Source organism: Bartonella sp. AP30XZML (assembly GCF_042195945.1).
Taxonomy (GTDB): Bacteria; Pseudomonadota; Alphaproteobacteria; order Rhizobiales; family Rhizobiaceae; genus Bartonella.
The window spans coordinates 1-26112 of the sequence record NZ_JBHIPJ010000055.1 but is presented as its reverse complement, the minus strand read 5'-3'; the positions used below and the strand labels follow the sequence as shown (position 1 = coordinate 26112).

15 protein-coding genes and 4 pseudogenes are annotated in these 26112 nt (G+C 39.6%); 14 read left to right on the top strand and 5 right to left on the bottom strand.

Annotated elements, in window-relative coordinates; translation table 11 throughout:
- The first annotated feature begins 45 nt into the window (after positions 1-45).
- The 10 genes and pseudogenes from traG to ACFIL2_RS04155 all read left to right on the top strand — a co-directional run bounded on the left by traG (position 46) and on the right by ACFIL2_RS04155 (position 17812).
- On the top strand, positions 46-1965 hold the full coding sequence (traG, locus tag ACFIL2_RS04200; protein ID WP_375680093.1) for a Ti-type conjugative transfer system protein TraG: 1920 nt from the start codon (positions 46-48) through the stop codon (positions 1963-1965).
- A 516-nt stretch (positions 1966-2481) separates the two neighbouring features.
- The gene (locus ACFIL2_RS04195; protein ID WP_375680092.1) at positions 2482-4110 is read left to right on the top strand and encodes a BID domain-containing T4SS effector; all 1629 of its coding nucleotides are present in this window, start codon (positions 2482-2484) and stop codon (positions 4108-4110) included.
- A 248-nt stretch (positions 4111-4358) separates the two neighbouring features.
- Positions 4359-4550 (top strand): annotated as a pseudogene (locus ACFIL2_RS04190) (type IV secretory system conjugative DNA transfer family protein); the annotation flags it as partial.
- A 575-nt stretch (positions 4551-5125) separates the two neighbouring features.
- Positions 5126-5245, top strand: a pseudogene (locus ACFIL2_RS04185) (integrase); the annotation flags it as partial.
- An 859-nt stretch (positions 5246-6104) separates the two neighbouring features.
- Positions 6105-7703: a BID domain-containing T4SS effector gene (locus tag ACFIL2_RS04180; protein WP_375680091.1), complete on the top strand. Its 1599-nt coding sequence runs from the start codon at positions 6105-6107 to the stop codon at positions 7701-7703.
- 309 nt (positions 7704-8012) lie between these two features.
- Positions 8013-9182: a BID domain-containing T4SS effector gene (locus tag ACFIL2_RS04175; protein WP_375636860.1), complete on the top strand. Its 1170-nt coding sequence runs from the start codon at positions 8013-8015 to the stop codon at positions 9180-9182.
- A gap of 342 nt (positions 9183-9524) precedes the next feature.
- Positions 9525-10364, top strand: a complete 840-nt coding sequence (locus tag ACFIL2_RS04170) for a BID domain-containing T4SS effector (protein ID WP_375680090.1) — start codon at positions 9525-9527, stop codon at positions 10362-10364.
- Positions 10365-10709: 345 nt separating this feature from the next.
- Positions 10710-11990, top strand: a complete 1281-nt coding sequence (locus ACFIL2_RS04165; protein WP_375680089.1) for a BID domain-containing T4SS effector — start codon at positions 10710-10712, stop codon at positions 11988-11990.
- 304 nt (positions 11991-12294) lie between these two features.
- Positions 12295-14259 (top strand): BID domain-containing T4SS effector, encoded by a 1965-nt coding sequence (locus ACFIL2_RS04160; RefSeq protein ID WP_375636863.1) that lies wholly within the window; start codon positions 12295-12297, stop codon positions 14257-14259.
- Positions 14260-14575: 316 nt separating this feature from the next.
- The gene (locus ACFIL2_RS04155; RefSeq protein ID WP_375639553.1) at positions 14576-17812 is read left to right on the top strand and encodes a BID domain-containing T4SS effector; all 3237 of its coding nucleotides are present in this window, start codon (positions 14576-14578) and stop codon (positions 17810-17812) included.
- A gap of 219 nt (positions 17813-18031) precedes the next feature.
- Here ACFIL2_RS04155 and ACFIL2_RS04150 read toward each other — a convergent pair.
- A pseudogene (locus ACFIL2_RS04150) lies at positions 18032-18276 on the bottom strand (integrase); the annotation flags it as partial.
- A 323-nt stretch (positions 18277-18599) separates the two neighbouring features.
- On the opposite strand from ACFIL2_RS04150, the gene murJ reads away from it, so the two are divergent.
- The 4 genes from murJ to ACFIL2_RS04130 all read left to right on the top strand — a co-directional run bounded on the left by murJ (position 18600) and on the right by ACFIL2_RS04130 (position 22494).
- Positions 18600-20171 (top strand): murein biosynthesis integral membrane protein MurJ, encoded by a 1572-nt coding sequence (gene murJ, locus ACFIL2_RS04145; protein ID WP_375680088.1) that lies wholly within the window; start codon positions 18600-18602, stop codon positions 20169-20171.
- 60 nt (positions 20172-20231) lie between these two features.
- On the top strand, positions 20232-21302 hold the full coding sequence (trpS, locus tag ACFIL2_RS04140; RefSeq protein ID WP_375680087.1) for a tryptophan--tRNA ligase: 1071 nt from the start codon (positions 20232-20234) through the stop codon (positions 21300-21302).
- 62 nt (positions 21303-21364) lie between these two features.
- Positions 21365-21856, top strand: coding sequence for a universal stress protein (locus tag ACFIL2_RS04135; protein ID WP_375680086.1), 492 nt, complete (start codon positions 21365-21367; stop codon positions 21854-21856).
- A 59-nt stretch (positions 21857-21915) separates the two neighbouring features.
- A complete protein-coding gene (locus ACFIL2_RS04130; protein WP_375612176.1) occupies positions 21916-22494 on the top strand; it encodes a NifU family protein in 579 nt (192 codons plus the stop codon).
- Positions 22495-23580: 1086 nt separating this feature from the next.
- Here the strand turns inward: ACFIL2_RS04130 and ACFIL2_RS04125 are convergent.
- From ACFIL2_RS04125 to ACFIL2_RS04110, 4 genes and pseudogenes are all read right to left on the bottom strand, one after another.
- A complete protein-coding gene (locus ACFIL2_RS04125) occupies positions 23581-24522 on the bottom strand; it encodes a late control protein (RefSeq protein ID WP_375681691.1) in 942 nt (313 codons plus the stop codon).
- The gene (locus tag ACFIL2_RS04120) at positions 24522-24776 is read right to left on the bottom strand and encodes a tail protein X (RefSeq protein ID WP_375680085.1); all 255 of its coding nucleotides are present in this window, start codon (positions 24774-24776) and stop codon (positions 24522-24524) included. Before ACFIL2_RS04120 ends, ACFIL2_RS04125 begins: the two co-directional genes overlap by 1 nt.
- Before the next feature lie 14 nt (positions 24777-24790).
- Entirely contained in the window at positions 24791-25249 is a 459-nt protein-coding gene (locus ACFIL2_RS04115; RefSeq protein ID WP_375680084.1) for a phage tail protein, read from the bottom strand.
- A 156-nt stretch (positions 25250-25405) separates the two neighbouring features.
- A pseudogene (locus ACFIL2_RS04110) lies at positions 25406-26112 on the bottom strand (phage tail tape measure protein); the annotation flags it as partial.

The following is a 26112-nucleotide window of genomic DNA, read 5'->3' as shown; positions in this document are numbered from 1 at the left end:
AGAACATTTCGCAGCATATTCTGATAGAATTGAAAGTAAAATATAATGAAATATACCAAAACACAAATGGTACTCATTTTAACCCCTATCGCTTTAGGTGCTTTAACGATATTCCTTGTCCCTCACTTTTTGTTGTTTATAACAAATGGACTAAAGAGCGATCAAATTTATTGGACTCTTCGTTCTGAGCCTTTATTAGTCTTAGCACTAACGGCTGCTGTTTCATTGTTGTATAGTCTCTCGCAAAAACTACACCTGCGTAAAATGATCACTTTTGTCTCCGTTGTCTTTTTTGGAACAACCGCTCTTTACTATATTGGTGGTGAAATAAAACGCTTAAGTCCCTATGTTGGCCAACAAGGAATAACATGGGGCTATGCTCTTCAGTTCATGGACCCCATGGTTGTTTTTGGCATCATCATTGGTGTTTTTTTTTCCATCATTCAATTCGTAACAACCCTTCCCCCTAAAAATAAGGTCAAGCGCGCAAAAAAAGGTATTTTTGGTGAGGCCGCTTGGATGAATTTAAGAGAGGCAGCAAAAATCTTTCCTGCCAATGGGCAAATTGTTGTGGGTGAAAGATACCGTGTCGATCAAGATAATGTGTGCAACATTCCCTTTGCACCTGGCAATAAAACAACATGGGGAAAGGGTGGAACAGCCCCTTTGCTAACCTTTAATCTTGATTTTGGTTCAACTCATATGATCTTTTTTGCTGGTTCTGGTGGCTATAAAACAACAAGTACAGTAGTTCCTACGTGTTTAACCTATCCAGGGTCTATTATTTGTCTTGATCCTTCAACAGAAGTTGCCCCAATGGTCAAATTTGCGCGTCAAAAAATGGGAAATAGAAATGTCATTGTTCTCGATCCTAACTCATTGTTAACAAAAAACTTTAATGTCATCGATTGGCTTTTAGACGACAGCGTACCACGCACACAACGCGAAGCGAATATTGTAAGCTTTTCAAAGTTGCTTCTTACAGATAAAAAATCAGACAATTCTTCAGCGGAATATTTCTCAACACAAGCCCATAATCTATTAACAGCTCTTCTTGCTCATGTTGTATTTTCTGATGAATATGAAGACAGCGAGCGCAATTTAAAAACATTGCGTAGCATTCTCTCTCAATCAGAAACAGCTGTTGTTAATCAATTACGCATGATTCAAGAAACAACACCTTCTCCTTTTATTCGTGAAATGGTTGGTATTTTTACAGAAATGGCAGAGCAAACCTTTTCAGGGGTTTATACCACCGCCTCAAAAGACACCCAATGGCTTTCTTTATCCAATTATGCAGATCTTGTCTGCGGAGATGATTTTTTTTCCTCAGATATTACCAATGGCAATACAGATGTTTTTCTCAATCTCCCCGCAAGCATTTTAAACAGTTATCCTGCTATTGGACGTGTGATTATTGGCGCCTTTCTCAATGCCATGGTTACAGCAGACGGTAACTATAAAAAGCGTGTTTTATTTGTCTTAGATGAAGTTGATCTTTTAGGCTATATGAATATTTTAGAAGAAGCCCGCGACCGTGGACGTAAATACGGTACATCCTTGATGCTCTTCTATCAATCCTCTGGTCAGTTGGTCAACCACTTTGGAGAAGCAGGAGCACGTTCATGGTTTGAAAGTTGTTCCTTTGTCAGCTATGCTGCCATTAAAGATCTCCAAACTGCCAAAGACATTTCAGAACGCTGTGGTCAAATGACCGTTGAAGTAACCGGAACGAACAAATCAAGAGGCTTATCTTTAGGAAAGAGTTCATACAACGTCAACTACCAACAAAGAGCTCTCATTTTACCCCACGAGATTATTCAAGAAATGCGTCAAGATGAACAAATTATTCTTATGCAAGGACAGCCCCCTTTGCGATGTGGCCGCGCCATCTATTTTAGAAGAAAAGAAATGTTAGCCGCAGCTGCAAAAAACCGTTTTGCCCCAAAAGCACAGAAAAACTAAAAAACACCCTCTAATGGAGGCCATGCATCAAAACAAAAACATCAAAGGATAAAAGCAGAGATTCTATCTCATAAAAGCCTATAAAGAAGGAATTCCCGCTTGATACAACAAGAAAAATATGGGGAAAAGTCTTTGAATGATGGTATTATGCCTGTGCTTACCAATGCCAATTTTCTTTATAAAGCACTCTCCTCATCTCCAAATAATAAATACCAATCATATCTATGCCTTGAGAATCCTATCAGGAAACTTTTGAAGGCACCGCTTTTATAGGGAAATTTTTCTACAAAAAAATTAAAAGACAATATGCATGAAAACAACCCAAATGAACCATTCTCTCTCAGTAAAAGAAAAAAGTGCCAAGATAAAGATTGATACACTCAAAAACACCTACGAATTTGAGGGATTTTTTCCTCACCCAAGTCTCAACATCTCAAAACAATATGCGTGGGGGATTTTCAAACAAAAAGTTTAACACACTCTCATAGACAATGTAACATTATAAGGAATGTAACAATGCCCAAAGCAAAAGAAAAAACAAAAGGAATTCCCTCACCCCATAATTATATCTATCTTGGTACCCAAATTCTCAAAAATAGATATGGAGAAACAGATTTAAAACGCTTTCTGGAAAAATGCTCACATAATAGGCAAAAAGCCATGATCAATCTGCGTGCAGAACCCCTGCCAGAATATTTTAATTCAACTTATCTATGCCATATCCACCAACAATTGTTTAAAAATACCTTTGTATGGGCTGGACATCTGCGCCATATCCCCTTCGCATTTACAGACGATAGCATTGCCGCCATGCCAGAAATGAAAAGAATGGAATGGGGCAATAATTTTGCAACCGGTGAAGAAATCCCTGAACTCTTACAAAAATTAGATCAAACGCTTGCCGAAAAAGACAATTTGCAAGGCTTAACATGCGAAGAATTTGTCAAGGAAGCAACGAGTCTATTTTATTCTCTTCACAAAATCCACCCATTCATAGATGGCAATGAGCACACAGAACAAGTCTTTTTTGAAAATCTTGCCAAAGCTGCAGGACATCAGCTTGACTTTTCGCTTGTCACACAAAAACGTATGATGGCTGCCTGTAGCGAAGCAATGCAATATACCAATACACAACTGTTGAAAGATCTTTTTGAGGATATCTCCAATCCCCCCAAAATACGTCTTTTAAAAGAATTTATGGACCACATAAACAATACGGGACGCAACGTGGATGATCGCCTTGTTATAGCAACAAAGGCAGGAGAAACCTATATAGGAACTTATAAAGGTTGTTATTCAGAAGGTTTTATACTCGATGTGCAAGGAACTTACATCATTGGTAGCAAAGATGATCTCACACCAGAACGATTAAAAACACTAAAACCTGGTGATATCATTACCTTTACCGCCCCCAACAGCAAAGAGCTTGAAAACACGCTTATTCCAAAAGAAACATTAGCGCCTCTCACAAAAAGTGAATGTGCCAAAACAGTTGCGCTAGATAGTTACGTTCTCAAAGCTCAAAAGCAAGTCCGAGCTTACGCAAAAACTGTTTATGGTGACGCAAACGTATTAAACGAACAGATAGAAGAGATTATTAAAAATCTAGAATTCGGCAGACAGTTTGCTAATCAGATTAAACAGGCACCGCACTCTGTTTCTCCTCTTGCAGGTTTTAGTATATGCGGTCTACAAAATCCGGCACGTGTACACGCTCGAAATTATCTTGATGTGTTCTCTCTTGCAATTGAGAATTATGTGTATACTGTAGAAGCTACCTATAATATAGTCACTCGAGACCATAAAATTAAACAAGAACGCCTTGGAAAAGCGGTAGAGAATCCCAGTCAAAACTTGCAAAATATTTTTGCTTTATCACCGGAAAAACAAAGAGAAATCTTGTCTCAATCTCCTCAATTATACCAAGAGCTCCGTACTTTTATAAACAGTTTAGAACATCGTCTCTCATCAAACGAATGTAGTGCGATCACAAACAAAGATTATGAAACACTTGCACAAAGTATTGGTATATCAGAACAGAAAGCACGAGAAATTACCGACATTGTTCAAAAAGCAAGGAACGCTCATAGCCAATTCTACACACGCACACAAAATCGTTCAAATACACTTGCTATGGCCAACTAAAAAATATGAAACTTTGTTTTTTTGTTTTAAACACCTATGTGGAAGAGATATTTTAATATTCTTATCATACATGCAAAAAACAGACTACTTAAGCGCCCTACCACCAATTTTGCACATAGCATATACACCATATCCAAAGCAATTGGACAGGATAATTGTTAATTCCTTTTAAACGTCATGATTACTACTGACGAAAGCTACAAAAGCCTATTTTATTTGTCTTAGATGGAGTCGATTTTCGTGGTTATATGAATATTTTAAAAAGAGCACTCATTTTACCCCACAAAGTTATTCGAGAAATGCGTCAAGATGAACAAATTATTCTGATGCAAGGCTCCCCTTCGCGATGTGGTTGAGCCATCTATTTCAGAAGGAAAGAAATGTTAGCCGCAGCTACAAAACACCACTTTACCCCACAAAAGAAAAACTACCCTCCATGATGCGATATTGACAAAAAATAACCGCCCGCATACAAGAAAAACAGGTTCAAAAAATCCATGATTTTTCTTTTTATATTTTCTGTTTTATATTTTGTGCATCGTTTTATCAGCTTTATCAGCGCCCATGGTCTTTAAAAAGTCTTTATAAAAACGCCCATACACCCAACCAATAGCGACACTAATATCTCCACTTGGAAAAGGAACCCATTTCTACAAAGTTTTTCATCTATAATTTATATAATAAATTGATTTATAAATGATAATTTATATTTTTTTGTTAAATAAGAGACTAAATAGCGTAAGATTCTCTCATCTTAAATCTGTTCCATGTCGTGTTGCATCAATCAAAACTCTGTCGCCTGCATGTCACAAGCGAGAGCCTCATGTAGAGTAAAACTGTACAAGAAAGGCATACCTTTTTATGAACCGTCTCTAAGGCCCAAGGTCTTGTCCGAAACATTAGGCACTCAAAGTATCTGAGGATACTGGCTTCTTTATGAAGCGTAAAAATGGGAAAGCTCAATAGATTTTATACACTTCATGGGGGGCTTTAACGTTGTACTATTTATGAGCACCGTCGCCAAATGGGTGTGTTAAAAGATGTCTCTTTAAAACAAGCCCGTGAATTAGCACCCCAATGGTATTCTGTTTTACGTCAAGGGCGTTCCTCCATTAAAGAACATAATCAACAAAAGATTTGCCTTTGAGACAAGAAGTTCTCAAAACACCCACACGACAAACATCGATTTTCTCCCTCCCCCCCAAAAAACATCCAAGATATACACCAAAATGAATAAATCATTCTTATACAAGCTTTTCCCCCTTTACGATATCATAAAGTGTTCTATTTTAATGATAAAGCGCTGAAAAAGGCTTTTCTCCCCAACCAAAGAAAAGTTTTTATTCTCTTATGGGTCTTAAATCTTAAAGCAGCGCATACAATAAGAGCAACAACACAAAGTAAAAAACATTTTGTTGCAAAAATACACAAAAAAGATGTTCGTATGGCAAGATATTCATATGGAGCAATAAAAAAAATATAATGGAGAAAAATTTTTGATGACTGCTTTTGCCCATAGATTCACCAATCTGAGAGCTGTGTATGAAAAGTACCAGCACCATCCACTAACCAAGAGCGATTACACCCGCTATATCCACGCCCCTCATCAAAGCGCTCTTGCAAACAACTTTGTTAAAGGAAAAAACAACAATTTTAAGCAACATTTTTCTTTTTGACCTCTTCCTTACACCTCAAAAAACGAAGATTTTACCCAGAGTCAATTTTATAGAAAATCCATTTTCTGACCACTCATGGGCTTCATATCAGCGCCCTAAATACCAGCATTTTACAGTACAAGATAATAAACAAAGGAAACATCAGAAAAGCTTTTCAAAAGCATCACGAAACGATTTATACAACATCCATACACTGAAGGGAAAAACACTCCCTCTCATAACACCCAAAATCTCAAAAGAATACGCGAAGGGGAATTTTTCACATGCAGCGTTTAAGACGCTCATCAACCACCACCCTACCTACTTAGGAGAGATTACATGTTAGAGCAAAATTATCTATATAAAGGAACCAAAACACTCAAAAATAAATATGGCATCAAAGACCCTAAAAAACTGTATCAACGCAGTACCCATGACGTCACTAAAGCAGCCGTAAATTTTCGCCATGAACCACCCCCACAAAAATTTGATGCTTCCTATCTAAAACTAATCCACTGGAGCCTCTTCTACAAAACTTTTGAATGGGCTGGAAAAACCCGTGATACATCCTTTACATTTGAAGATGGCACCACTGCCCATATGCCGGCGATGCGTCCCAAAGCCTATGAAATTCCTTTTGCTATTGGACCGCAGATTCAAAAAGAACTAAAACAACTCGAAAAAACACTTAATGAAAAGAACAATTTAAAAGGTTTATTGCGCCAAGAATTTGCTGAAAGTGCCGCTGAAGTTTTTATGGCGCTCGAGCACGCACATCCTTTTAGAAAAGGCAATGGGCGCGTAAATCGAATGTTTATGGAAAAACTTGGACAAGCCGCAGGATATACCATTGACTTTTCTTTCATCACAAAAGAACGGATGACAGCAGCTTGTATTGAAGCTATGCAACATGGCAATCCCCAACCAATGAAAGATCTTTTTGAAGATATCACCCATCCGCAAAAATCCCTTGTTTTAAAAGAGTTCATCTCCCAAATGAGAAACGCTGGACTGGATGAAATTAACGATCGTGTTGTTGTTGCAGCAAAGGAAGATGTAACCTATGAAGGCATCTTTAGAGGTTTTTCAGCAGAAGGTTTTGTCATGGAAATAGAAGGGGCTTTCGTCGTCGGACACAAAGATGATCTCACCCCAGAACTCGTCAAAACATTACAAAACGGTGCCCGCTTCTGCTTTCAAAAAACCAACGTTCAAAGCTTAAAAGAAACACTGATCCCAAAAGAAACTTTAGCCCCTCTTACCCATGAAGAGTTATTCACAAGGATTTCAAATGACGCTTATGTTGAAGCGTGCCGAAAAGAAATCGAAAATTTATCAAAGACTGTTTATGGTAAAACCCAGTCCTTAAAGACAAAATTGGATATCATAACGGCAGCTCCAAACTTAGGAAATCAGTTTGCCGATGAAACTTTACAAAACCCTCAATCAATTTCTAAATTTGCTGGGAGTAAAATACTTGGCATGAAAAGTTCAAATCGCAGACAAGCCGAACAGGCTGTTCCACAACTCAGCCAAGCCCTTAAAAATTATGGCGCAATAACACAACAAACAAAAGATGAAATTCTAGAGCAACACCAAAGAGAACAAAATCGCCTGAACCACACTGTCGAAAAACCTGGAAAAAATTTACAAAACCTTTTTGCCTTACCAGAAGAACAACAAAGGGAAGCTTTATTGCATTCTCGTTCACTGCGACAAGAACTCCATACCTTTTCACGACAACTACACAATCGTCTATCCTCAGAAGATCGTAAAGCCATACAAGAAAAAGATTATACCAGACTAGCTTGCCTCCTTGGGACATCGGAAAGCAAAGCAAAAGAAATTGCGAATACTGTAAAGAACACCCAAGAAGCACAATGTCAAGCTCGCAGCTTGAAAGTTAGTCGCTCTTCATCGCTGGCTCTTACCGGCTAAAAACGCGTGAACTTTTGCCTTCCAACAGAACTCTTTATACCAATCATTTTATCTCCATTACGCCCACCAATTGTTTTAAAATGTTACAAAAGATAGTCCTAAAAATGAATCCTATAATTTACTATAACTTATTGATAATATTTCATAAAAAAACTGTATAAAAGACATAAATGTCCATTACATATCAATATGAATAGCGTGAAGTCTTTGGAGACCATTCAGTTTGATATTCTTCTTTTGTCCTAAAAATATCAAAAAAGTGGGGAATGCGCCAAAGAGGTTTTCTAAAAATATTGAAAGGAAACAGCCATGAAAAAAAGTCACCCAACTCCTTCTACCAATGTAGAGGAACTAAGACGACAATTTGAACAACAAAATCTAGAAACTTCTAATGTAGAAGACCTCTACGCAAAGGTTAATAAACCACCTAAAGAACAGCGCACCTCACAACAATATACACTTCAACAATCACCAGAAACGGTCTTTGCTCCCCAAAAGCCACTTGAACAACAAAATCTAGGAGCTTCTAATGTAGGAGACCTCTACGCAAAGGTTAACAAACCACCCAAAGAACAGCGCAACTCACAACAATATACACTTCAACAACCATCAGAAACGGCCTATGCTCCCCAAAAGCCACTAGGAAATCCCTATGATAGACTTGGTGAAAGACCAAGTGATGGGCGACGCACCGACAAACTCGTAAATCCCTATTCAATAACGGATTTGGCAGCACAAAATTGGCAAACACCCTACGACACAGTTGGTGAAGGTGCACAGGGTGGACGACATCCCCAAGAACCAGAACATCTCTATGCAGAGCTTGAAGTTGGTGAAAATGGTAGGCACTCTCCCCAAAGACCACTCGAATCCGTCTATGCAACGGTTGGCATGGGAGCTGAAGGCGGGCAAGAATCTGAACAACTAGAAAATCCCATCTATCAAGGCGTTGGCGGAGGCAGAATCTCCCCTCCCAGAACCCCAAAAGATGTGGTTACAACAAAGCTTTTAACAAGCGTAGACTTTCAATATGGTGTAAGAGAAACGCAAGAATGGTGCAGAGTTGTTTATGGTAACGAACATGCTTTGAATCAACAACTGGCTAAGATTCTTGACGACCCTCAAAATGCAGAAAAAGTCTTATGGAGCCTTGCAGAAAATCCTGAAAGCGCTGGTAAGCTTGCAGGTCACAAAATACTTGGTGTAAAATCTCTAAGCCGCAGAGAAGCTGAAGATGGTTTTCGTCCTCTTTGCTCAGCTCTTGAGAGACATATACATAATACACAAAAGCTCCATAAAAAGTTTACACGGGAGCATGAAAGAGAAAGAGGTCAAAGACAAGAAAGTCCAGAAAGAGATACAGAAGACAGACATTACCACCATCATCATCGTCACGCAAGAGGACAAGAACAAAATAGTCCAGAGCACAGCCCACAACAACAAAGACATGGAGAAAAAGGAATGGCTTTTGCCATGTAAGGGGAGCATAAACATAAAAACAGATAGTTTTTGTTTTTCATGTAATCTTTTTTTCAGTGAGTTTCTTGGTGCAAATCATTTTATCGTGATTGCACCAAGAGTTGTTTTAAAATATTACAAAAAATAGTTCTAAAAGTGGATCCTATAATTTATCATAACTTATTGATAAAATTTCATAAAAAAACTGTATAAAAGACACAAAGGTCCGTTACACTACTCCCGAATAGCGCGAAATCTTTGGCGGTCATTCAGTTGGATATCTTCCTTTATATAAAAGTTATCAAAACTAAAAGTGGGGAATGCACCAAAGAGGTTTTCTAAAAATATTGAAAGGAAACAGCCATGAAAAAAAGTCACCCACACTCAGAAGCCAAGAGCCAAGAGCCCCTCTATGCACAAGTTAATAAACAAAACAGAGGAAACCAGCGCACCCAAAACCAAGAAGAAGAGCTAATATACGCATCAGTTAGCGAAATTGACCCTCTTTCAAGAGGGAGACACCCTAAGCAAAGACAGCGAGAAACTGAAACCGATTACACAACGGTTGCTCCCCCAAAACGTGAAGAGGAAGTTCTATACGCATCAGTGAGCAGCGTTTCTCCTCTTTCAAGAGGGAGACACCATAATCAAAGACAACAAGAAACTGAAACTAACTACACAGAGGTTTCTCCACAACAAAAAGGAAGATCATCTTCACCTTCTCTCACAACTGACCAAAAGAGTGTCATGCTTTTAAAAAATCCTCACGTCCAAGCACATGCAGAAGAAGTCATACACTGGAGTAAAATTGTTTATGGCGATGATACGATTTTCCAGCAGCACTTGCAAGGAATACTTACAGATCCCACTAAAGGAAAAGAGCTTTCAGATCAACTTGCTGAAGATCCTGAGTCTATACATAAGCTTGCGGGCCGTACCGCACTTGGACTAAAAAGTCAAACACGCAAAGAAGCTGAAGAGGGTTTTAAATCGCTTGTTGACGCCATTGATGATTATACAAAGGCTGTAGAAAGAGCCACAGAGAGGCTATCGCAAACCCCTCTAGCGGAACAGAGACGCCATCATCATCATCACCATCATCACCATCATCGTCATCACGAAAGAGGACAAGAACAAAATAGTCCAGAACACAGTCCACAACGACAAAGACAAGGAGAAAAAGGGATGGCTTATGCCATGTAAGGGGGCATAAACATAAAAACAGATCAATTTTTGTTTTTCATATAATCTCTTTTTCAGTGAATTTCTTGGCGCAAATCGTTTTATTGCGATTGCGCCAAGAATTGTTTTAGAATGTTACAAAAAATAGTCCTAAAAATGTACTTTGTGATTGACCATAACTTATTGATAAAATTTCACAAAAAAACTGTATAAAAGACACAAATGTCTATTAAGCTGATTGCAAATAGCGCAGATCTTTGGAAGCTCATTCAGCTCGATATTTTTTTTGTCTCAAAGCGATCCAAGCATAAAAGGCAAGAATGCACCAAAGAGGTTTTCTAAAACAATTTTTGAAAGGAAACATGCATGAAAAAAAAACACCCTCATCCTTTTCCATCCTCTTCAATACAAGAACTTATAAAGCTCTATGAACAAGCGGCGGCAGAGGTCTCAGGCGCAGCCCCCCTTCCTAAAGAAACACCTTCAAAAAGCAAAAGACTGTCATCCATACCGGAAAAAGATGAGGAAAGACAATCTCTTTTAAGCGAAGAAACTGTACATGCATCAACAAATCCAACAGCTTCGTTAACAAGAGGCAGCTCTACCAAAAGGCAGCAAAAACCTGAAACGACACACTCAACAGTTACTTCACAAGTTACCCAAAGAACAACAAGAGTTCTCTCAGAGGAAGAAATCATTCTATTGCTTCCACACCATTCATTGGTTCGAACCTATCAAGAGGAAATCCAACGTTTATCCGCAAGTGCCTATGGTAACCCAAACATTTTGCAAGAAAAAATGCAGGAAATTCAAAGAAATCCCGCTGCAGGAGAAGAGCTCTCATGGCGCATGGCAGCATATCCTGAAAGTTTTGCTAAACTTTCCGGCACCAGCGCGTTGGGCTTCAAAAGTCGAGTACGTAGACACGCGGAAGAGAGTTATTCCGCTCTCAGTGTCACCGTTGATTGTTATACAGAAGCTGTAAAACAGGCAAGAGAGAGCCTCGTACAATCTCCAGAGCAAGAACTCAAAAACTATGAACGCTTCATGGGGAAGGAAGCCGTCGCTAAACTTCTGCAAAAACCAAATCATCGTGAAAAAGAAACTCTTTCAGAGACAGAAATTTCTACCCAAATTCAACAACATTCAAAAGTCAAAAGACACCTCGCCCAAATCCAATATTGGTGTAAAGTTGTTTTTGGGAACGAAAACATTTTGCAATCACAAACAGAAGAGCTTTTCCAAAACCCTGAAACAATAGAAGCACTCGCACAGCAACTTGTCGGAAATCCTCAATCTTTTCACAAGTACGCTGGTCATAACTTTTGTGGCTTTAAAAATAAAGCACGCAGACATGCTGAAGCGGGTCTTTCTCACCTCATTGACGCCGCTGACAATTATGCAACAGCTGTAACACAAGTAAGAGAGAGCCTTTCAAAAACTCAGCAGGCAAAACAAGAACACAATGAAGCACCTTCTGACAGATCGCAAAATTTGCATCAACAACAAAGCGTCTCACAGTCTGCTCAACGCCCTGAGCCTTCAATAGTAACGCATGAAGGAGCAACACCCCTTGGACAACAAAGAGAAACAGATGTTCGTCCTCGCAAAACTGCCGCCCCAAAAGCGATGGCTTTTGCCAGCTAAACAGACATAAGTTTTCACGTTGAATCTAACGTCTTGGCGCAACACAGGAAAGAGGTGTTTGCGCCAAGAAAGAGAGAAAAATTGAAACAAAATTTATTTTTCTGTCCCTTAACCCAAACACTGAGAAAATAATCTTTAGAGAATGATTATGATCTGAACCATAAGAGTCAAATCGTGCGAGACCATTCAGTTTCATATCCTCTCTCATAAAAGCAAATGAAAAAGCATAAAACAGAATAAAAACCAACGTAAATTTTTAAATAGTATTTAAAAACAATATTGGAAGAGTTTGAAAGGAACATGTATGAAAAAAAGAAATCCCTCCCCTTTTATCACCGAAATGATGGAAAAATTTCAACAACAGGCTGAACAATCCCCTACCAGAACCCCTCCTTCCCAAGTTTCTCAAAGTTTGCCAAAAGCAACTGTAGAAAAACGCCCAGAAAATTTATCCCCCCACCCAAAAGTTGCTCCACCACCACCCCCTCGTATGAAAAGCTCAGTGCAAACCAACACAATGTCTCCTAACGCCAAAAACCAAGAGACGCCTCCCCCACAAAAAAAAGCAGCTCCACCAAAACCTCCGCGTGCAAAAGAGAGGCAACAACATAAACAAACAGTTCAAGAGTCCCCCTTCCTACAGACAAAAGTGGCTCCACCCCCTCCTCCACGCATGAGAGAAAAAACACAAACCGGCACAACAATCTACAACTCAAAAATCCAAGAAAACTCCTCTCCGCACACAAAAGCAGCTCCACAAAGACCTCCACGTGCAAAAGAGAGACAACAACATAAACCGACAGTTCAAGAGTCCCCCCCCCTACAGACAAAAGTGACTCCGCCCCCTCCTCCACGCATGAGAGAAAAAACACAAGCCGACGCAAAAATCCTCAACTCAAAAATCCAAGAACACTCCTCTCCGCACACAAAAGCAGCTCCACAAAGACCTCCACGCGCAAAAGATAAGCAACAAAACAAAACAACAGCTCAAGAGGGAGAACATCTCTATGCAACGCCTGCTCCGCCCCTTCCCCCACGCATGAGAGAAAGAGTACAAAATGGCACAAAAATCCAAAATCCTGAAACACACGAACCAAGTGTTAGACCCAAAACACTATCACATATGAAAGTCAGGCAGCAAAGCAGTTCATCATCACAAGACAGTGGAACATATGCCGTCCCGCCTTCAAGAAAACCGCACCGTATAGAAAACAGAAAACAAAGCGATACTGTCGTCCAAAAGCCTGCCTCTCCACACACAGCAATTGAACAACCAAAACCGTCTCACGAACAAAAACCATCTATTAATACAATGGAAAGAGAGCTATTGCTCGTAGCATATCAAGAAGAGATACGATTTTTGTGCAAAAAGGTTTATGGCGACCGACTTATTTTAGAAGAAAAAATAGCAGAAATCAAAGAAAACCCCGATATGGGAGAACAACTCTTATGGGATGTTACAGAACAGCCTAAGTCTATTTCTAAGCTTGCTGGTAGAAAAGTTCTTGGCATAAAAAATCATGCGCGCAAACAAGCTGAAGAAGCTCTTCCCACCCTATGTGCTGCCATTAACGGTTATGTGTATACTTCAAAATATACAAAAAGTGAAAATATTTTACAAGGTTCTCACACGGAACAACAACATCAGCGACAAGCACAAGAGGAAGAGCTAACAAATCAACATTTACAAAATCCGCTCAATTCAGAAAAGAAAATACAGCCTCTCTCAAATGAGGAAATTGCCCGCAGAGTTCAAAAAGATCCATCGGTTCAATATGGTCAAAGAGAGATCCAATATTGGTGCCAAATTGTTTATAAGGATCCATTTATTTTGCAATATAGAATAGAAGATATGCAAAAAATTCCAGAGATGGGAGAAGAGCTTGTATTTCAAATTGAAAAGGATTGTACATCTGTTTCTCCGCTTGCTGGTAGACAAGTCCTTGGCATAAAAAATGGAGCACGCAAAGCTGCTGAAGAAAATCTTCCTACTCTTTGTACCGCCATTAAGGATTATGCTGAAACTGTAAAACAGTTAAGAGAAGGCATTGTGCAAAACCATCAGGAAGAACAACAAAAACGTCATCAACCACCTACCGATCTCGATAAAAAGTTGCAACAGCAGCAAAGCTTATCGCAGCCCCCAAAGCTGCCTGAACGCTCAACAGCAAAGCGGCATCAAGAAGTTGCAGAAACTTCTAGACAGGAAGACCAGCCGCATGTTCGACCGCACAGAGCCGAAACATCAAAAGCAATGGCTTTGTCGTGACAGTCTAATCATCGTTGGCTTTTCATCCAAAACTTTGGTGCAATTATCTTGCCAAGATTGCACCAAAGACGGTGTATGAAATACAGAAAATTTTGAATAAGACACCCCATTATTTTACAGAATTCATTGATAAAATTTCACGATAATACTTTATAAAAATTACAAACTTTAACTTTGTTCCATGCGAATAAGGTCAATTTTTTCAATCATTCAAATAGGCATTCTTCTTTGAAGAAAACACTATGAAAATAACATAAGGCAAAAAATGTAAACAAAAAAATCAAAAAATAATGTTACCATTTGAAAGGAAATATGCATGAAAGAAAACACAGAACATTGTGCCTCCTCTACACAGGAAGAATTGCAAGAACAACACTCTGTAATTAATGCAGCCATTTCAAAGCAAATCAATGAAGAAGCGCAAAATTTTTTCTACCCCAATAGCAAAGTGCTTAAAAATAAATACCGTATCAAAGATAAAGAAATATTAAAAGAATGCTGTTCTAATGATGTAAAAAAAGAAATGATAAAACTGCACCAAGAACCTCTACCAGAGCAGTTTAATGCCTCTTATCTAAAATACCTTCATCAAGGCCTCTTTTCCCGTGCATTTGAATGGGCCGGACAAACACGCGAAGAGCCTTTTACATTTGAAGATGGCACTGTTGCTTCTATGCCCATTTTGAAAAGAAAAGAATTTACAAAACCTTTTGCGATTGGCAGAAAAATACAGGAGGGACTAGAAAAGTTAGATAAAACGCTTGCTGAAAAGAATAATTTACAAGGCTTAACGCGCGAAGAATTCGTTGAACAAGCAGCTAGTATAATGATAGATTTGCACCACTTGCATCCTTTCAGAGAGGGCAATAGGCGCACAAAGAGACTGTTTGTTGAAAAACTCTCTCAAGCAGCAGGACATGAGCTAGATTTTTCTCTTGTGAGCAAAAAACGTAAAGACTTTGTCCGCGCCGCTGCCATGGAACATGGCAACCCAGAGCCTATGAAGCATCTGCTTGAAGATATCTCAAATCCAGAAAAATTGCTCCTCTTACGAGAATTCACCAACTCTATGAGAGAGCTTGGATTGGATGAAAAAAATTATCATCTCGCTGTCGTTGCAAAAGAAGGAGAAACCTATCATGGTACCTATAGAGGCAGTGGACCCAATGGCTTCATGCTTGATGCCAACGGGATTTTCATCTTGGGAAATAAAAAAGATCTCACCCCAGAGCAAATACAGACATTAAAAATCGGTGATGCCCTCTCCTTTACAGCACAAAAAGTTCAAAACCCAGAAAAAAACCAGCAAAAAACATTGCTTCCAGAAGAAAAAAGAGCCACTCTTAAAAACGATGAAATAACTGAAAAGAGCAAAGACAACGCATCCATTCAAACAAAGAAAAAAGAACAAGCCCATTTTTCACCGTGGATTGTCCCTCATGCTTTACATGACAGCGTTGAAGTTATGCCCCAAAGTTTGCAAGAACAAGAAAAAGAACAAATGGCACAACCAATTGCTCAATCGGCTTCCGCTATGAGGCAAATGCAAAAAGATTTTCAAAAAAACATTTTTCAGAGCAGTAATACAGCGACAAATAATCCAATATCTGTCAAAATGACAAAGGAAACACGCTCTGATCATCAAGAAAGAACAAAACAACCCCAAAAAAAATCAATGGCATACTGGGATACTGGTACAAGAAAAACGGACACCGTCCCTCTCACCTTACAGGAGAAATTATCATCACTGCCTGAAACCGAAGAAAATAAGACAATACATCGTAATTTCTTTTATCCCAATAGTATCACCTTAAAGAATAAATATGGAATAAAAGACTATGGAAAATTAAAAGTGCAATGTGCCCATGATACAACAAAAGCAATCATTCATCTGCGCCAAGAAGCGCCACCACAAAAACTAACCTCCACATATCTCCAATATATTCATCACACCCTATTTAAAAATACTTTTGAATGGGCCGGACAAACACGCGAAAAACCATTTACATTTGAAGATGGTACCGTTGCTTATATGCCAATGATGAAAAAAGCTGGTATTTCTTTTGCCTCAGCAAAACAGATACAGGAGGGTCTAGAAAATTTAGATAAAATACTTGCAGAAACGAATAGTTTAAAAGGCTTAACCCGCGAAACATTTGTTGAACATGTCACTGAAATGTTGATACAGCTCAACTATACACATCCTTTCAGAGAAGGCAATGGACGCACGCAACGAATGTTTTTTGAAAAACTTGGGCAAGTTGCTGGCCACACACTCGACTTTTCTCTTGTAACAGAAAAACGTATGAATCTTGCCAGCATTGCATCGCTAAAACATAACGATAAAGAAGAAATGAAACATCTGCTTGAAGATATTTCAAATCCAGAAAAAACACTTATTTTAAAAGAATTCATGGACAGCATGAAACATATCGGGCTTGAGAGTATTCATCATTATCTTATTATAACAGCAAAAGAAGGTCATACCTATAAAGGCTTTTACAGAGGCAGTGGACCCAATGGCTTTATGCTTGATGCTAACGGAATTTTCATCTTGGGAAATAAAAAAGATCTCACCCCAGAGCAAATACAGACATTAAAAATCGGTGACGCCCTCTCCTTTAAAGCACCAAAAATTCAAAACCAGCAAGAAGTGCTTATCCCCGCACAAACAATAGCCCCCCTTACCAACAATGAAATTGCCACAAGGATAAAAAACAACGCATCCATTCAAGCAAGAAGAAAAGAAATAGAAACTTTGTGCCAAATCATTTATGGCAATCGTCATATTTTGCGGGAAAGAATTGAGATGATCCATGAAAATCATACTGAAGGAGAACAACTCACCTATCAAATTACCACCTCTCCCCAATCGATTTCTAAGCTTTCTGGTAGCAATGTATTTGGCATCAAAAACAACGCGCGCGCCCATGCTGAAGAAAATATTTTGCCCCTCTGTAGAGCCATTGATCGTTATATCAATATTTCTAAACAAACAGAAAGAGACATTCTCCATACCCATCATGTAAAACAAAGGCGGTGTGAACAGTCGGTAGAAATGCCTAAGGCTTGGATGAAAAATCTCCTTTCCTTGTCAAAAGCACAACAGCAAGAAACTTTATCAAACTCTCCTGAATTAAGGGGAGAGATAAGGACTTATATCAAAAAAATCAATGAGCGCTTATCTTCAAATGAGCATGAAGTTATAAAAGAAAATAATCCTGAAAGACTTGCGAAGAGTCTTGGCACATCAACCATCAAAGCAAAAGAGATTATGGAAATAGTCAAGCAGATAAAAGAGATAGAACCGCATATACAACCCATGTATTTTTATAACCATAAATTCGATGAGCGCTTAGCACCAAACCAGTATCAATCTATCCAGCATCAATCTATAAAGAAAAATAATGAAAAAAAATGTTCCAACACCCTTGATAAAGAAGCAATTAAAGTGCAAAAAATGACAGAAATCGTCAATCAGAGTCCAAAAAGACAAGAAAATATTCAACCTCACAAAACGGAGCACACAAAAGAAATGGCAATGAATATCTAAAAGGTTTATAAACTTTAACTTTTTTGCCCCTCTGGTAAAAATGATAGCCTTTACCCCCCTCTGCCTTCATCGGCAAATCAATTGCACCTCAACGAGAATGGAAACCATGAGAGAACAAATTGATCTTATTTCCTCAGATTTTATCCTCATCAACTGTGAAAAGAAACCTGAACAGGAAAAATGCTGTTGAAAGATCATGTCTTCCTATCCTCTTGTTTATGTAATCTCTAAAACGAAAAGGCAGCCAAATTTGGGGAGAATATAAAGCCGTAAAGATAAAAATAAATCACCAGCTTTACCATCACCTTTTAGCTCAGCCTTACGACTTTTTAAAACATCTAAAGCGCTGTTTTTTTTAATAATGAATAAATAATGGAAATTGCGTATTGCTCCACGCTTTTATTTTATTTGCGTTCTTTAATAGGGTCACACCCCTCACATAAAACAGAACGGTATTGGGTTGCACTATTCACGACATCACACCATAAAGAGAAATTATCATTATATATCCCTACATATCCCTTCAAACTGTTATAATATCACTCGCATATTTCAGTTTGAAAAAGAAATTTTAATTATTTTATGGCAACAATAAAAATTTTAATGCAACAGTAAACAAGGAGCATAAAAAAGTCTTCAAGCACCATTGTTGACAGAAAGATAAACACCGTCGTAAAACGCTTTCAAAAAGTATCCTTGATTAGGATAGAGATCAGATTTTTACGATTTAAAACGCTTTATTTCTCCTGTCATCGCTTCTCTTTTACAACAAAGCTGATATATCTTTATGACATTGATTAAAAAAATTGCAACAGTTGCTTCCGGAACCCTCATGAGCCGTATTTTTGGCTTCGTACGCGAAATGCTTATGGCCGCAGCCCTAGGGACAGGTCCTGTTTCTGATGCCTTTAACGCTGCTTTTCGTTTTCCCAACACATTTCGTCGTTTTTTTGCTGAAGGTGCCTTTAACGCTGCTTTCATTCCTCTTTTTGCAAAAAAAATCACTGAAGAAGGTCACGAAACGGCATGCAAATTTGCAGAAGAAGTCTTTGGCGTTCTCTTTTCGCTGCTCTTACTGTTAACGATTGCGATGGAACTGAGTATGCCTTTTTTGGTACAAACCATTATTGCCCCAGGTTTTACCGAAGATGCAACAAAATTTAACGCTACAATTCACTTTACTGCAATCATGTTTCCCTATTTAACCTGCATGTCGCTTGCTGCCATGATGGGGGGCATGCTTAATGCGCTGCGACGCTATTTTATTGCCGCCATTGCCCCACTCTTTTTAAACATTATTTTGATTGGTGTGCTTGCCTATGCTTGGATCTATAAACTTGACGCTTGGCATATTGGCTTAAATCTCTCTTGGGGTGTATTGGCAGCAGGGCTTCTTCAGCTCACCTTAATTGCCCTTGCTTTGCGTCAAAGTGGAATGAAAATTTCCTTCCGCCAGCCCCATTTAAGTCCTAATGTTCGTAAGCTATTAACTTTAGCATTCCCAGCAGCCATCACAGGTGGCATCACGCAAATTAATTTGCTTATTAATACCAACATTGCTTCTAGTCAATCGGGTGCTGTCTCTTCTTTGATGTATGCTGATCGTCTTTATCAATTGCCTTTAGGCGTAATCGCCATTGCCGTTGCAACCATTCTTTTACCAGAGTTAACACGCGCTTTGCGGAGCAAAAAGCATAAAGAAACCCACCATTTACAAAATCGCTCTATTGAATTAACATTGTTGTTAACACTTCCAGCATCCATCGCTTTTTTGCTGCTCTCCACTCCCATTGTCAGTTTGCTCTTTGAACGAGGACAATTTACCAGTCAATCAACACACCATGTTGCACAATTATTGGAGCTTTATGGACTAGGACTTCCAGCTTTTGTTCTTATTAAGGTCTTTATTCCTAATTTTTTTGCCCATGAAGATACCAAAACACCGATGATTTTTACAGGTATTTGCGTTTTCATCAATATCAGTCTCGCCTTAACATTATTTCCTATTCTATCTGCACGAGGCATTGTTATTGCTGAAATTACCTCTGGATGGGCCAACACCCTTTTGCTGTGGAGTGTCCTTATCAAACGCGGTTATTGGAAATACGACTTCCAACTGATAAAGCGAATATTATGTCTCATGATGGCAACTCTTTTGAGTGCACTAGCCCTCTATTACGGATTGAATGTGTTTGTTTTTTTGTCTTTTCCTTTATCCTCACAAGCATCATTTTTCTTGCGCGCGATCACCTTAGCTGGGATCATGATTGGCATATTTTTGATCTATTTTAGTGCCTATTTTTTATTCAACACCCGTTCCTTTTTTCACACGCTTAAAAATTTGAAAAAACGCCCATAATATCTATACTTTGTCAAAAACAATAAAATGAATAACCTTAATTGAAGAAAGAGCACTCCTATGGATACCTTCACACCACTTGTCTTTTCCGGCGTACAACCGAGTGGTCATTTACATCTTGGCAATTATCTTGGAGCCATTCAGCGTTGGGTTGAACTGCAAAACTCTCATCACTGCCTCTATTGTGTTGTGGATATGCATGCGCTCACAGTCAACCCAGATCCCCTTACTTTACGCGAATCCACCAGAACAGTGACAGCAGCTTTTTTAGCCGCCGGTATCGATCCTCAAAAACACATTATTTTTAACCAATCACGTGTTTTTCAACATGCTGAACTCGCCTGGATTTTTAATTGTGTTGCCCGTATCGGCTGGCTTCAACGCATGACACAATTTAAAGATAAAGCGGGAAAAGATCGCGAAAAAGCATCCATCGGGCTTTTTGCCTATCCCACTTTGATGGCTGCTGATATTTTAGTCTATCGAGCAACGCATGTTCCAGTAGGCGAAGATCAAAAACAGCATGTTGAACTCACACGCGATATTGCACAAAAATTTAACAACGACTATGCACAGCGTATTGCCGAATTAAATTTTGGTATCTCTATGCAAACAGATGAAGAAAAAAGACAAGGCTTTTTTCCCCTCCCAGAGGCGCTTATTGGAACAACAGCCACACGCGTTATGTCTTTGCGCGATGGGACAAAAAAAATGTCAAAATCAGATCCTTCAGATTTTTCACGCATTAATTTGACCGATGACGCTGATCTTATCGCAAAAAAAATACGCAAAGCCAAAACGGATTCAGCTCCACTTCCCGATACCCTAACCGCTTTAAAAGAACGACCAGAAGTAGATAACCTGCTTGGTATTTATGCCGCCTTTGCCAAAGTTAGCAAAGAAAAGATTCTTTTAGAATTTTCTGGTCAACAATTTTCCCATTTTAAAACAGCTCTAGCCGACCTTGTTGTCCATAAGCTTGCCCCTATAACAGAAGAATTACGTCGCCTTCATCAAGAAAGCGGTTATATCGACTCTGTTTTGCATGATGGCGCTAAACGTGCTAGTATGCTCGCAGAAGAAAATATGAAAAAAATTCGTGAAATTATTGGATTTTTGCACAATACATAAAAATAATAAAACTAAAAACTGTAGAGAGCAAAAAAATCGTTTGTACAAAATAGAGAAAGTGCATGATTTCCAAACCCCAAAATCCGAAAAAAGAACCAAAGAAAAAAAACTTAGTTATTATCGATGAAACACCAGAGTGTCGGCGTGCCGTTGTGTTTGCCGCACAGCATGCCCAAAATACCAGTAGAACATTGGTATTACTTTGTGTCGTTGATAGTGTAGAATTTCAACATTTTCTGGGTGTAAACAACGTTATGCGTACAGAATCAAAGCAAAGTGCTCATAAAATATTAGGAGACATTGCCAGTGAAGTCCGCACCACCCATGCGCTTGAAACAGAAATAGTAGTGCGTGAAGGAAAAAAAATTGATGAGATTTCTAAACTGGTCGACGAAGATAAAAGGATTGCACTAATTGTTTTAGCAGCCAGTGGACATACAGAAGGACCAGGCCCCCTTGTTCAATTAATCGGGAATAAAGGAACAGCTTTTTCAATCCCTGTCATTGTTATTCCTAGCAATCTTGCCGATGAAGATATTAGATCTATTGCCTAAAAAATATAATATTCTACAACGTAAGATCTTCCCAAGCCTTCATTATAAAAGGAGAATCTATGTTTATTCAAACTGAAACCACCCCAAACCCTGCAACTCTTAAATTCTTGCCAGGACGCGTGGTTCTTTCTGAGGGCGTATTAGAATTTCGTGACCGTGAAGAAGCAGCTAAAAACTCACCTTTGGCGGCTAAACTGTTTAATATTCCCAATATCAATGGTGTTTTTTTAGGCTATGATTTTATCACCGTAAGCAAAAAAGAAGGAGAATGGCAACATCTCAAGCCCGTCATTTTAGGCACAATTATGGAACATTTTCTATCCAATGAGCCAGTGATCACCACCAACGCTACAACACAAGCACAAACCCATGCCCTTAACGAAGAATTTTATGACGAAAAAGATGCTGATATTGTCTTAACCATTAAAGAGCTCCTTGAAACGCGTATCCGCCCCGCAGTTGCCAATGATGGTGGAGATATTACTTTTCGCGGATTTGAAAATGGTATTGTTTATCTCAATATGCGCGGCTCCTGCGCTGGATGTCCCTCTTCAACAGCAACTCTCAAACATGGTATTGAAAATCTTTTACGTCATTTTATCCCTGAAGTTTTAGGCGTTGAAGCCATGCCACAATAAATCACAATAAATATTGACCTCAATAGGTAAAATAACCACACCGATTGCCCCTCTTCAACAGCGCTCAAACATGGAATGTAAAGATCTTACGTCATTTTATTCCTGAAATTTTAGAAGTAAGCTATGCAGCCATAAAAATAGAGTACTGTTAAAAAAAATCTGTCCAATAATGATACCTTCACCCACCTTTCACCTCCACATATACCTTAAAAAGCTTTCAAAGCTCCCTTTAGGAAACATACGTTGTTTCAACAAACCAATTTACGTACACAGAAGTACAACGCATGAGCGTACATTTTAAATTTATTTTATCTCATAATCTTGTCATGCAATTTTAATCAAGAAAACACGACCTCGTTACAAAAAAGCCCCCAAAAAAAGAAAACATTGCAAGATAAAGTGCCCATTTGCTTCATCTTTCTCAGCTCTCCAAACGACAAATCACGCAAAATACTTCTTGTAGCAAGCCGGCACCATCATCATATCTGCCAGCCCCCAATGTTGCGATAGCCCTTGGCACTTAAGACGATTCATAAGAGTCATTTTTAATCCTTTCTTGTACAGTTTTTACCCACACGCCAGCCCCGCTTGTGGTATGCAAGCAAGTGATTTTAATTGATTGTAGCTTGCCAGCGGGTTTTGTATAATTTGCCACTAGGTTTTGTACCAATTTATTTTTTTTCAAAGAGTTTTTAAGGGGTTCTCAAAGGGTCTTCAAAGACCTTATCTAAAGGGTATTTAAAGCCTCTTTTTTTTCTGCTCAAAATCGCACTTTTTGATGATCAATCATTGAGTTGGAATCGTATTATTTGAGAAGCAGCGTATATAAGATGTGTTCACCTCTTTTATCTTAAATTGATTGATAGTTTTTCCGTACCCCAAACACATTATTCAAGTACATTATTAAAAAGAGAAGCGTTTAAGCAATTCGGTCAACTTGACAGAATTCCTTTTCAGTATGCAATTGTGCAATGTTTTCATCATTACTCCTTTAAGGAATTGGGTAAACAATACCCTATTGCTGTACTCATGCAATTGGATCAACTTGATCCTATTTCTGGTTTTAGCAATTGGTGCAAGTTGCACCTATTCCTCATCACGACCGATCAAAGGGTCAAGTTGTCCCTTTGATTTTCTGTCACTCAGAGGTTTCCTTTTCTCCTGCCTCTTTTCCTNTAAAAGAGGTTGATCCGCCATGATTTCAGGGCGTCCTGCAAGAGACAAAGAGCCACTGCCCACAGCACGACACAACCTGTCCGACTCGGAAGCAGCAGCAGCTCGTGCTTCCTCTTGACATGGATAACAAGTGCGAAGACGCCGCACGGGACCGCTAACCCCTGTCTGATGCTTGACTTGGCATTGCTGCCCTTTTGAGCGATCAAAATAAGAAGCTTCAATGGTGCCATATTGGGTGCGCGGCTCTAGGGTGAATTCCCAGCTTGAACAGTCATGTTTATGAAGGGTGAGGGCTGGTAAATTGTCCCCGCTTAAAAATAAAAACTTATGGTCTTTAATTAAAAAACGCGCCCGCATGCGGTCCGCAAGGCGGGTTAAAAAATCAACCGCCGACTGATCGGTTCTCACCACATAAGGAAGAGTTTGTTTGGTAAATTGGGGACTGACTTTTGCTTGATAGCCATGGCGTTTGGCGAGTGTCTCGACAATTTCACCAATGGTTTGGTGGTCAAAATGTTCACTGGCTTGTTCTTTGATCTCTTTCCGCATCGAGGCGCTTTTGCCACAAAGGCGCAAAATCTCTCCATCACTCCCACCACAACTTACCACTGACTCGACAACAAAACGCCCCATAAAGGCACGGATGCTGTTTTGATAGCCAAAGGTGACATGGAGTGCGCTGTTACTGGAAGGAACCTCTAAATCATTGCCGCTATCATCAAATTCTGCTTCAAATGTATCGGCTTCATTGCCCGCATGGTCCGTAATGGTTGCCGTTAAAAGACGTTGGTAAAAAACCTCATGGACAAGTTTCTCCCCCACCCTCACTTCAATAAAGGGATGTGCGCGCATTAATCCCATAGCCTTCTCACCACGCTGTTCTTTTCTTGGCTTACAAATTCAGGCAGAATAACCTTTAAGCCCCGTGGCAACAGAGCACCATACCCTGCAATCCCTGGATTGGCTTGCAAAGTAGCCTCACAATAACCTCTGATCGCTCCAACTTGAGAACGGTCTCCTAACACAGCCATGGCATGTTGAAAGCAGATCAGATCAAGACTCATATCTTCTAGCTCTACCACGAGGTGCTTTTCTGGTATCTTCATGACGTTTTTCCCCCTTAATCATATCCCACTTGGGATTGTCCCACCTGATATTGACCTTGTGGTTTTCCTCCATCGAAAAACGGTAACAAGCTAATGGCATAGCGAATGCGCCCCGATTGACCAGAGCGACGAATATAGTCGTGATCTTTCGTGACACTGGTGATCACCACAGATCCATGGAGAATGGCGCTATAGCCATTGTCACTCATCCAACGGATCATCTGAACGGGCTTGGCAGCACGAATGGTTCTGGTGATAGCATCAAGAGCAGCACGGTCCCCAAACTCTTCTGGAAACAACACCCCATGGATGGTTTTGGGGTCATTGCCATAGCCGGTAAATTGCAAACCAGGAGTCTCACCAAAACGCTCTAGACATACCCATGAAGCGGAAAACTCTTCCTCAAAGGATTGGAAATTTAGCCAGTCCACATAAAAGAGATGGGAACCTAACATCATCAAAGGATCTCTCATAGGCTCCCTCTCCTTGATTGTATCCCTTCCAGCACGTTATCTCTTTCGAAACGTATCATTGCATCTCTCCTACCATTATGCCCTCCTAGCACTTCATTCCTCCCCTCATTGTGTTCTTTCCAGCACGCCGCCTTTTTCCTTCTTCTGTCGCCCGTATCATTCTGTCCCGCCATGCAGGGCATTGGCGCGTGCCCGTTGCAAAGCATGGGCAACCGCACGACCGGTGGCCATGGGTTCACGCGCCCCATTGACATGCACTGTGACAGTTTGATTGTGAGTGATGGTGGAACGGTCTTTGTCTCTTTGCTCTCTACCCGATGAATTGATAGGAGAAGCCCCCGCAAATTGTGCAATCGGTTGAATGGACGTTTTGCCCCCCAAAAAACTTGGCAAAAACTCTCTTACATCAATCGACCCAATCCACCCCTTCATGCGGCTGGGCAAAGATTTACAAAAATCGCTCAACTTTGTGATGGGGCCCATAAAGCCATCGACAATCGAATTAGCCAGATCTTCGCCGGCTTGTTCCATACCAGCCTTGGCACTTTCCGAGAGCTTTTCCTGTGTAAAAAAACTCTTCAACCATTGCCAAAAGTTGGAAAGGCTTTGTTTAACGCCCTCCCACAAACCTTCAAAGCTTTGAACAACAGCGCCAAGCCCTTGTTTAAACTTTTGCCAAGTTTGAGAGAAATCAAAAGCAGCAGCAAGGATGTTTTTCCATTTTGTGATGGTTGCCGTATCAGCACCAAAAAAGCGCATGACGGCTTCAAAGGTTTGCCCCCAAGCCCGTGATACCCCCCGTGCAAAGCCCTTCATAAAAGAAGAAAAACGGTCCCAATATTTCCACAAAGCAAAACCAGCAG

Bases quoted from the DNA above. Each gene is read 5' to 3' on its own strand.
- ACFIL2_RS04135 (WP_375680086.1), top strand. From the start codon at position 21,365: ATGATTTCCAAACCCCAAAATCCGAAAAAAGAACCAAAGAAAAAAAAC.
- traG (WP_375680093.1), top strand. From the start codon at position 46: ATGAAATATACCAAAACACAAATGGTACTCATTTTAACCCCTATCGCT.
- murJ (WP_375680088.1), top strand. From the start codon at position 18,600: ATGACATTGATTAAAAAAATTGCAACAGTTGCTTCCGGAACCCTCATG.
- ACFIL2_RS04130 (WP_375612176.1), top strand. From the start codon at position 21,916: ATGTTTATTCAAACTGAAACCACCCCAAACCCTGCAACTCTTAAATTC.
- ACFIL2_RS04115 (WP_375680084.1), bottom strand. From the start codon at position 25,249: ATGAGAGATCCTTTGATGATGTTAGGTTCCCATCTCTTTTATGTGGAC.
- trpS (WP_375680087.1), top strand. From the start codon at position 20,232: ATGGATACCTTCACACCACTTGTCTTTTCCGGCGTACAACCGAGTGGT.
- ACFIL2_RS04195 (WP_375680092.1), top strand. From the start codon at position 2,482: ATGCCCAAAGCAAAAGAAAAAACAAAAGGAATTCCCTCACCCCATAAT.
- ACFIL2_RS04175 (WP_375636860.1), top strand. From the start codon at position 8,013: ATGAAAAAAAGTCACCCAACTCCTTCTACCAATGTAGAGGAACTAAGA.
- ACFIL2_RS04170 (WP_375680090.1), top strand. From the start codon at position 9,525: ATGAAAAAAAGTCACCCACACTCAGAAGCCAAGAGCCAAGAGCCCCTC.
- ACFIL2_RS04180 (WP_375680091.1), top strand. From the start codon at position 6,105: ATGTTAGAGCAAAATTATCTATATAAAGGAACCAAAACACTCAAAAAT.
- ACFIL2_RS04120 (WP_375680085.1), bottom strand. From the start codon at position 24,776: ATGAAGATACCAGAAAAGCACCTCGTGGTAGAGCTAGAAGATATGAGT.
- ACFIL2_RS04160 (WP_375636863.1), top strand. From the start codon at position 12,295: ATGAAAAAAAGAAATCCCTCCCCTTTTATCACCGAAATGATGGAAAAA.
- ACFIL2_RS04155 (WP_375639553.1), top strand. From the start codon at position 14,576: ATGAAAGAAAACACAGAACATTGTGCCTCCTCTACACAGGAAGAATTG.
- ACFIL2_RS04165 (WP_375680089.1), top strand. From the start codon at position 10,710: ATGAAAAAAAAACACCCTCATCCTTTTCCATCCTCTTCAATACAAGAA.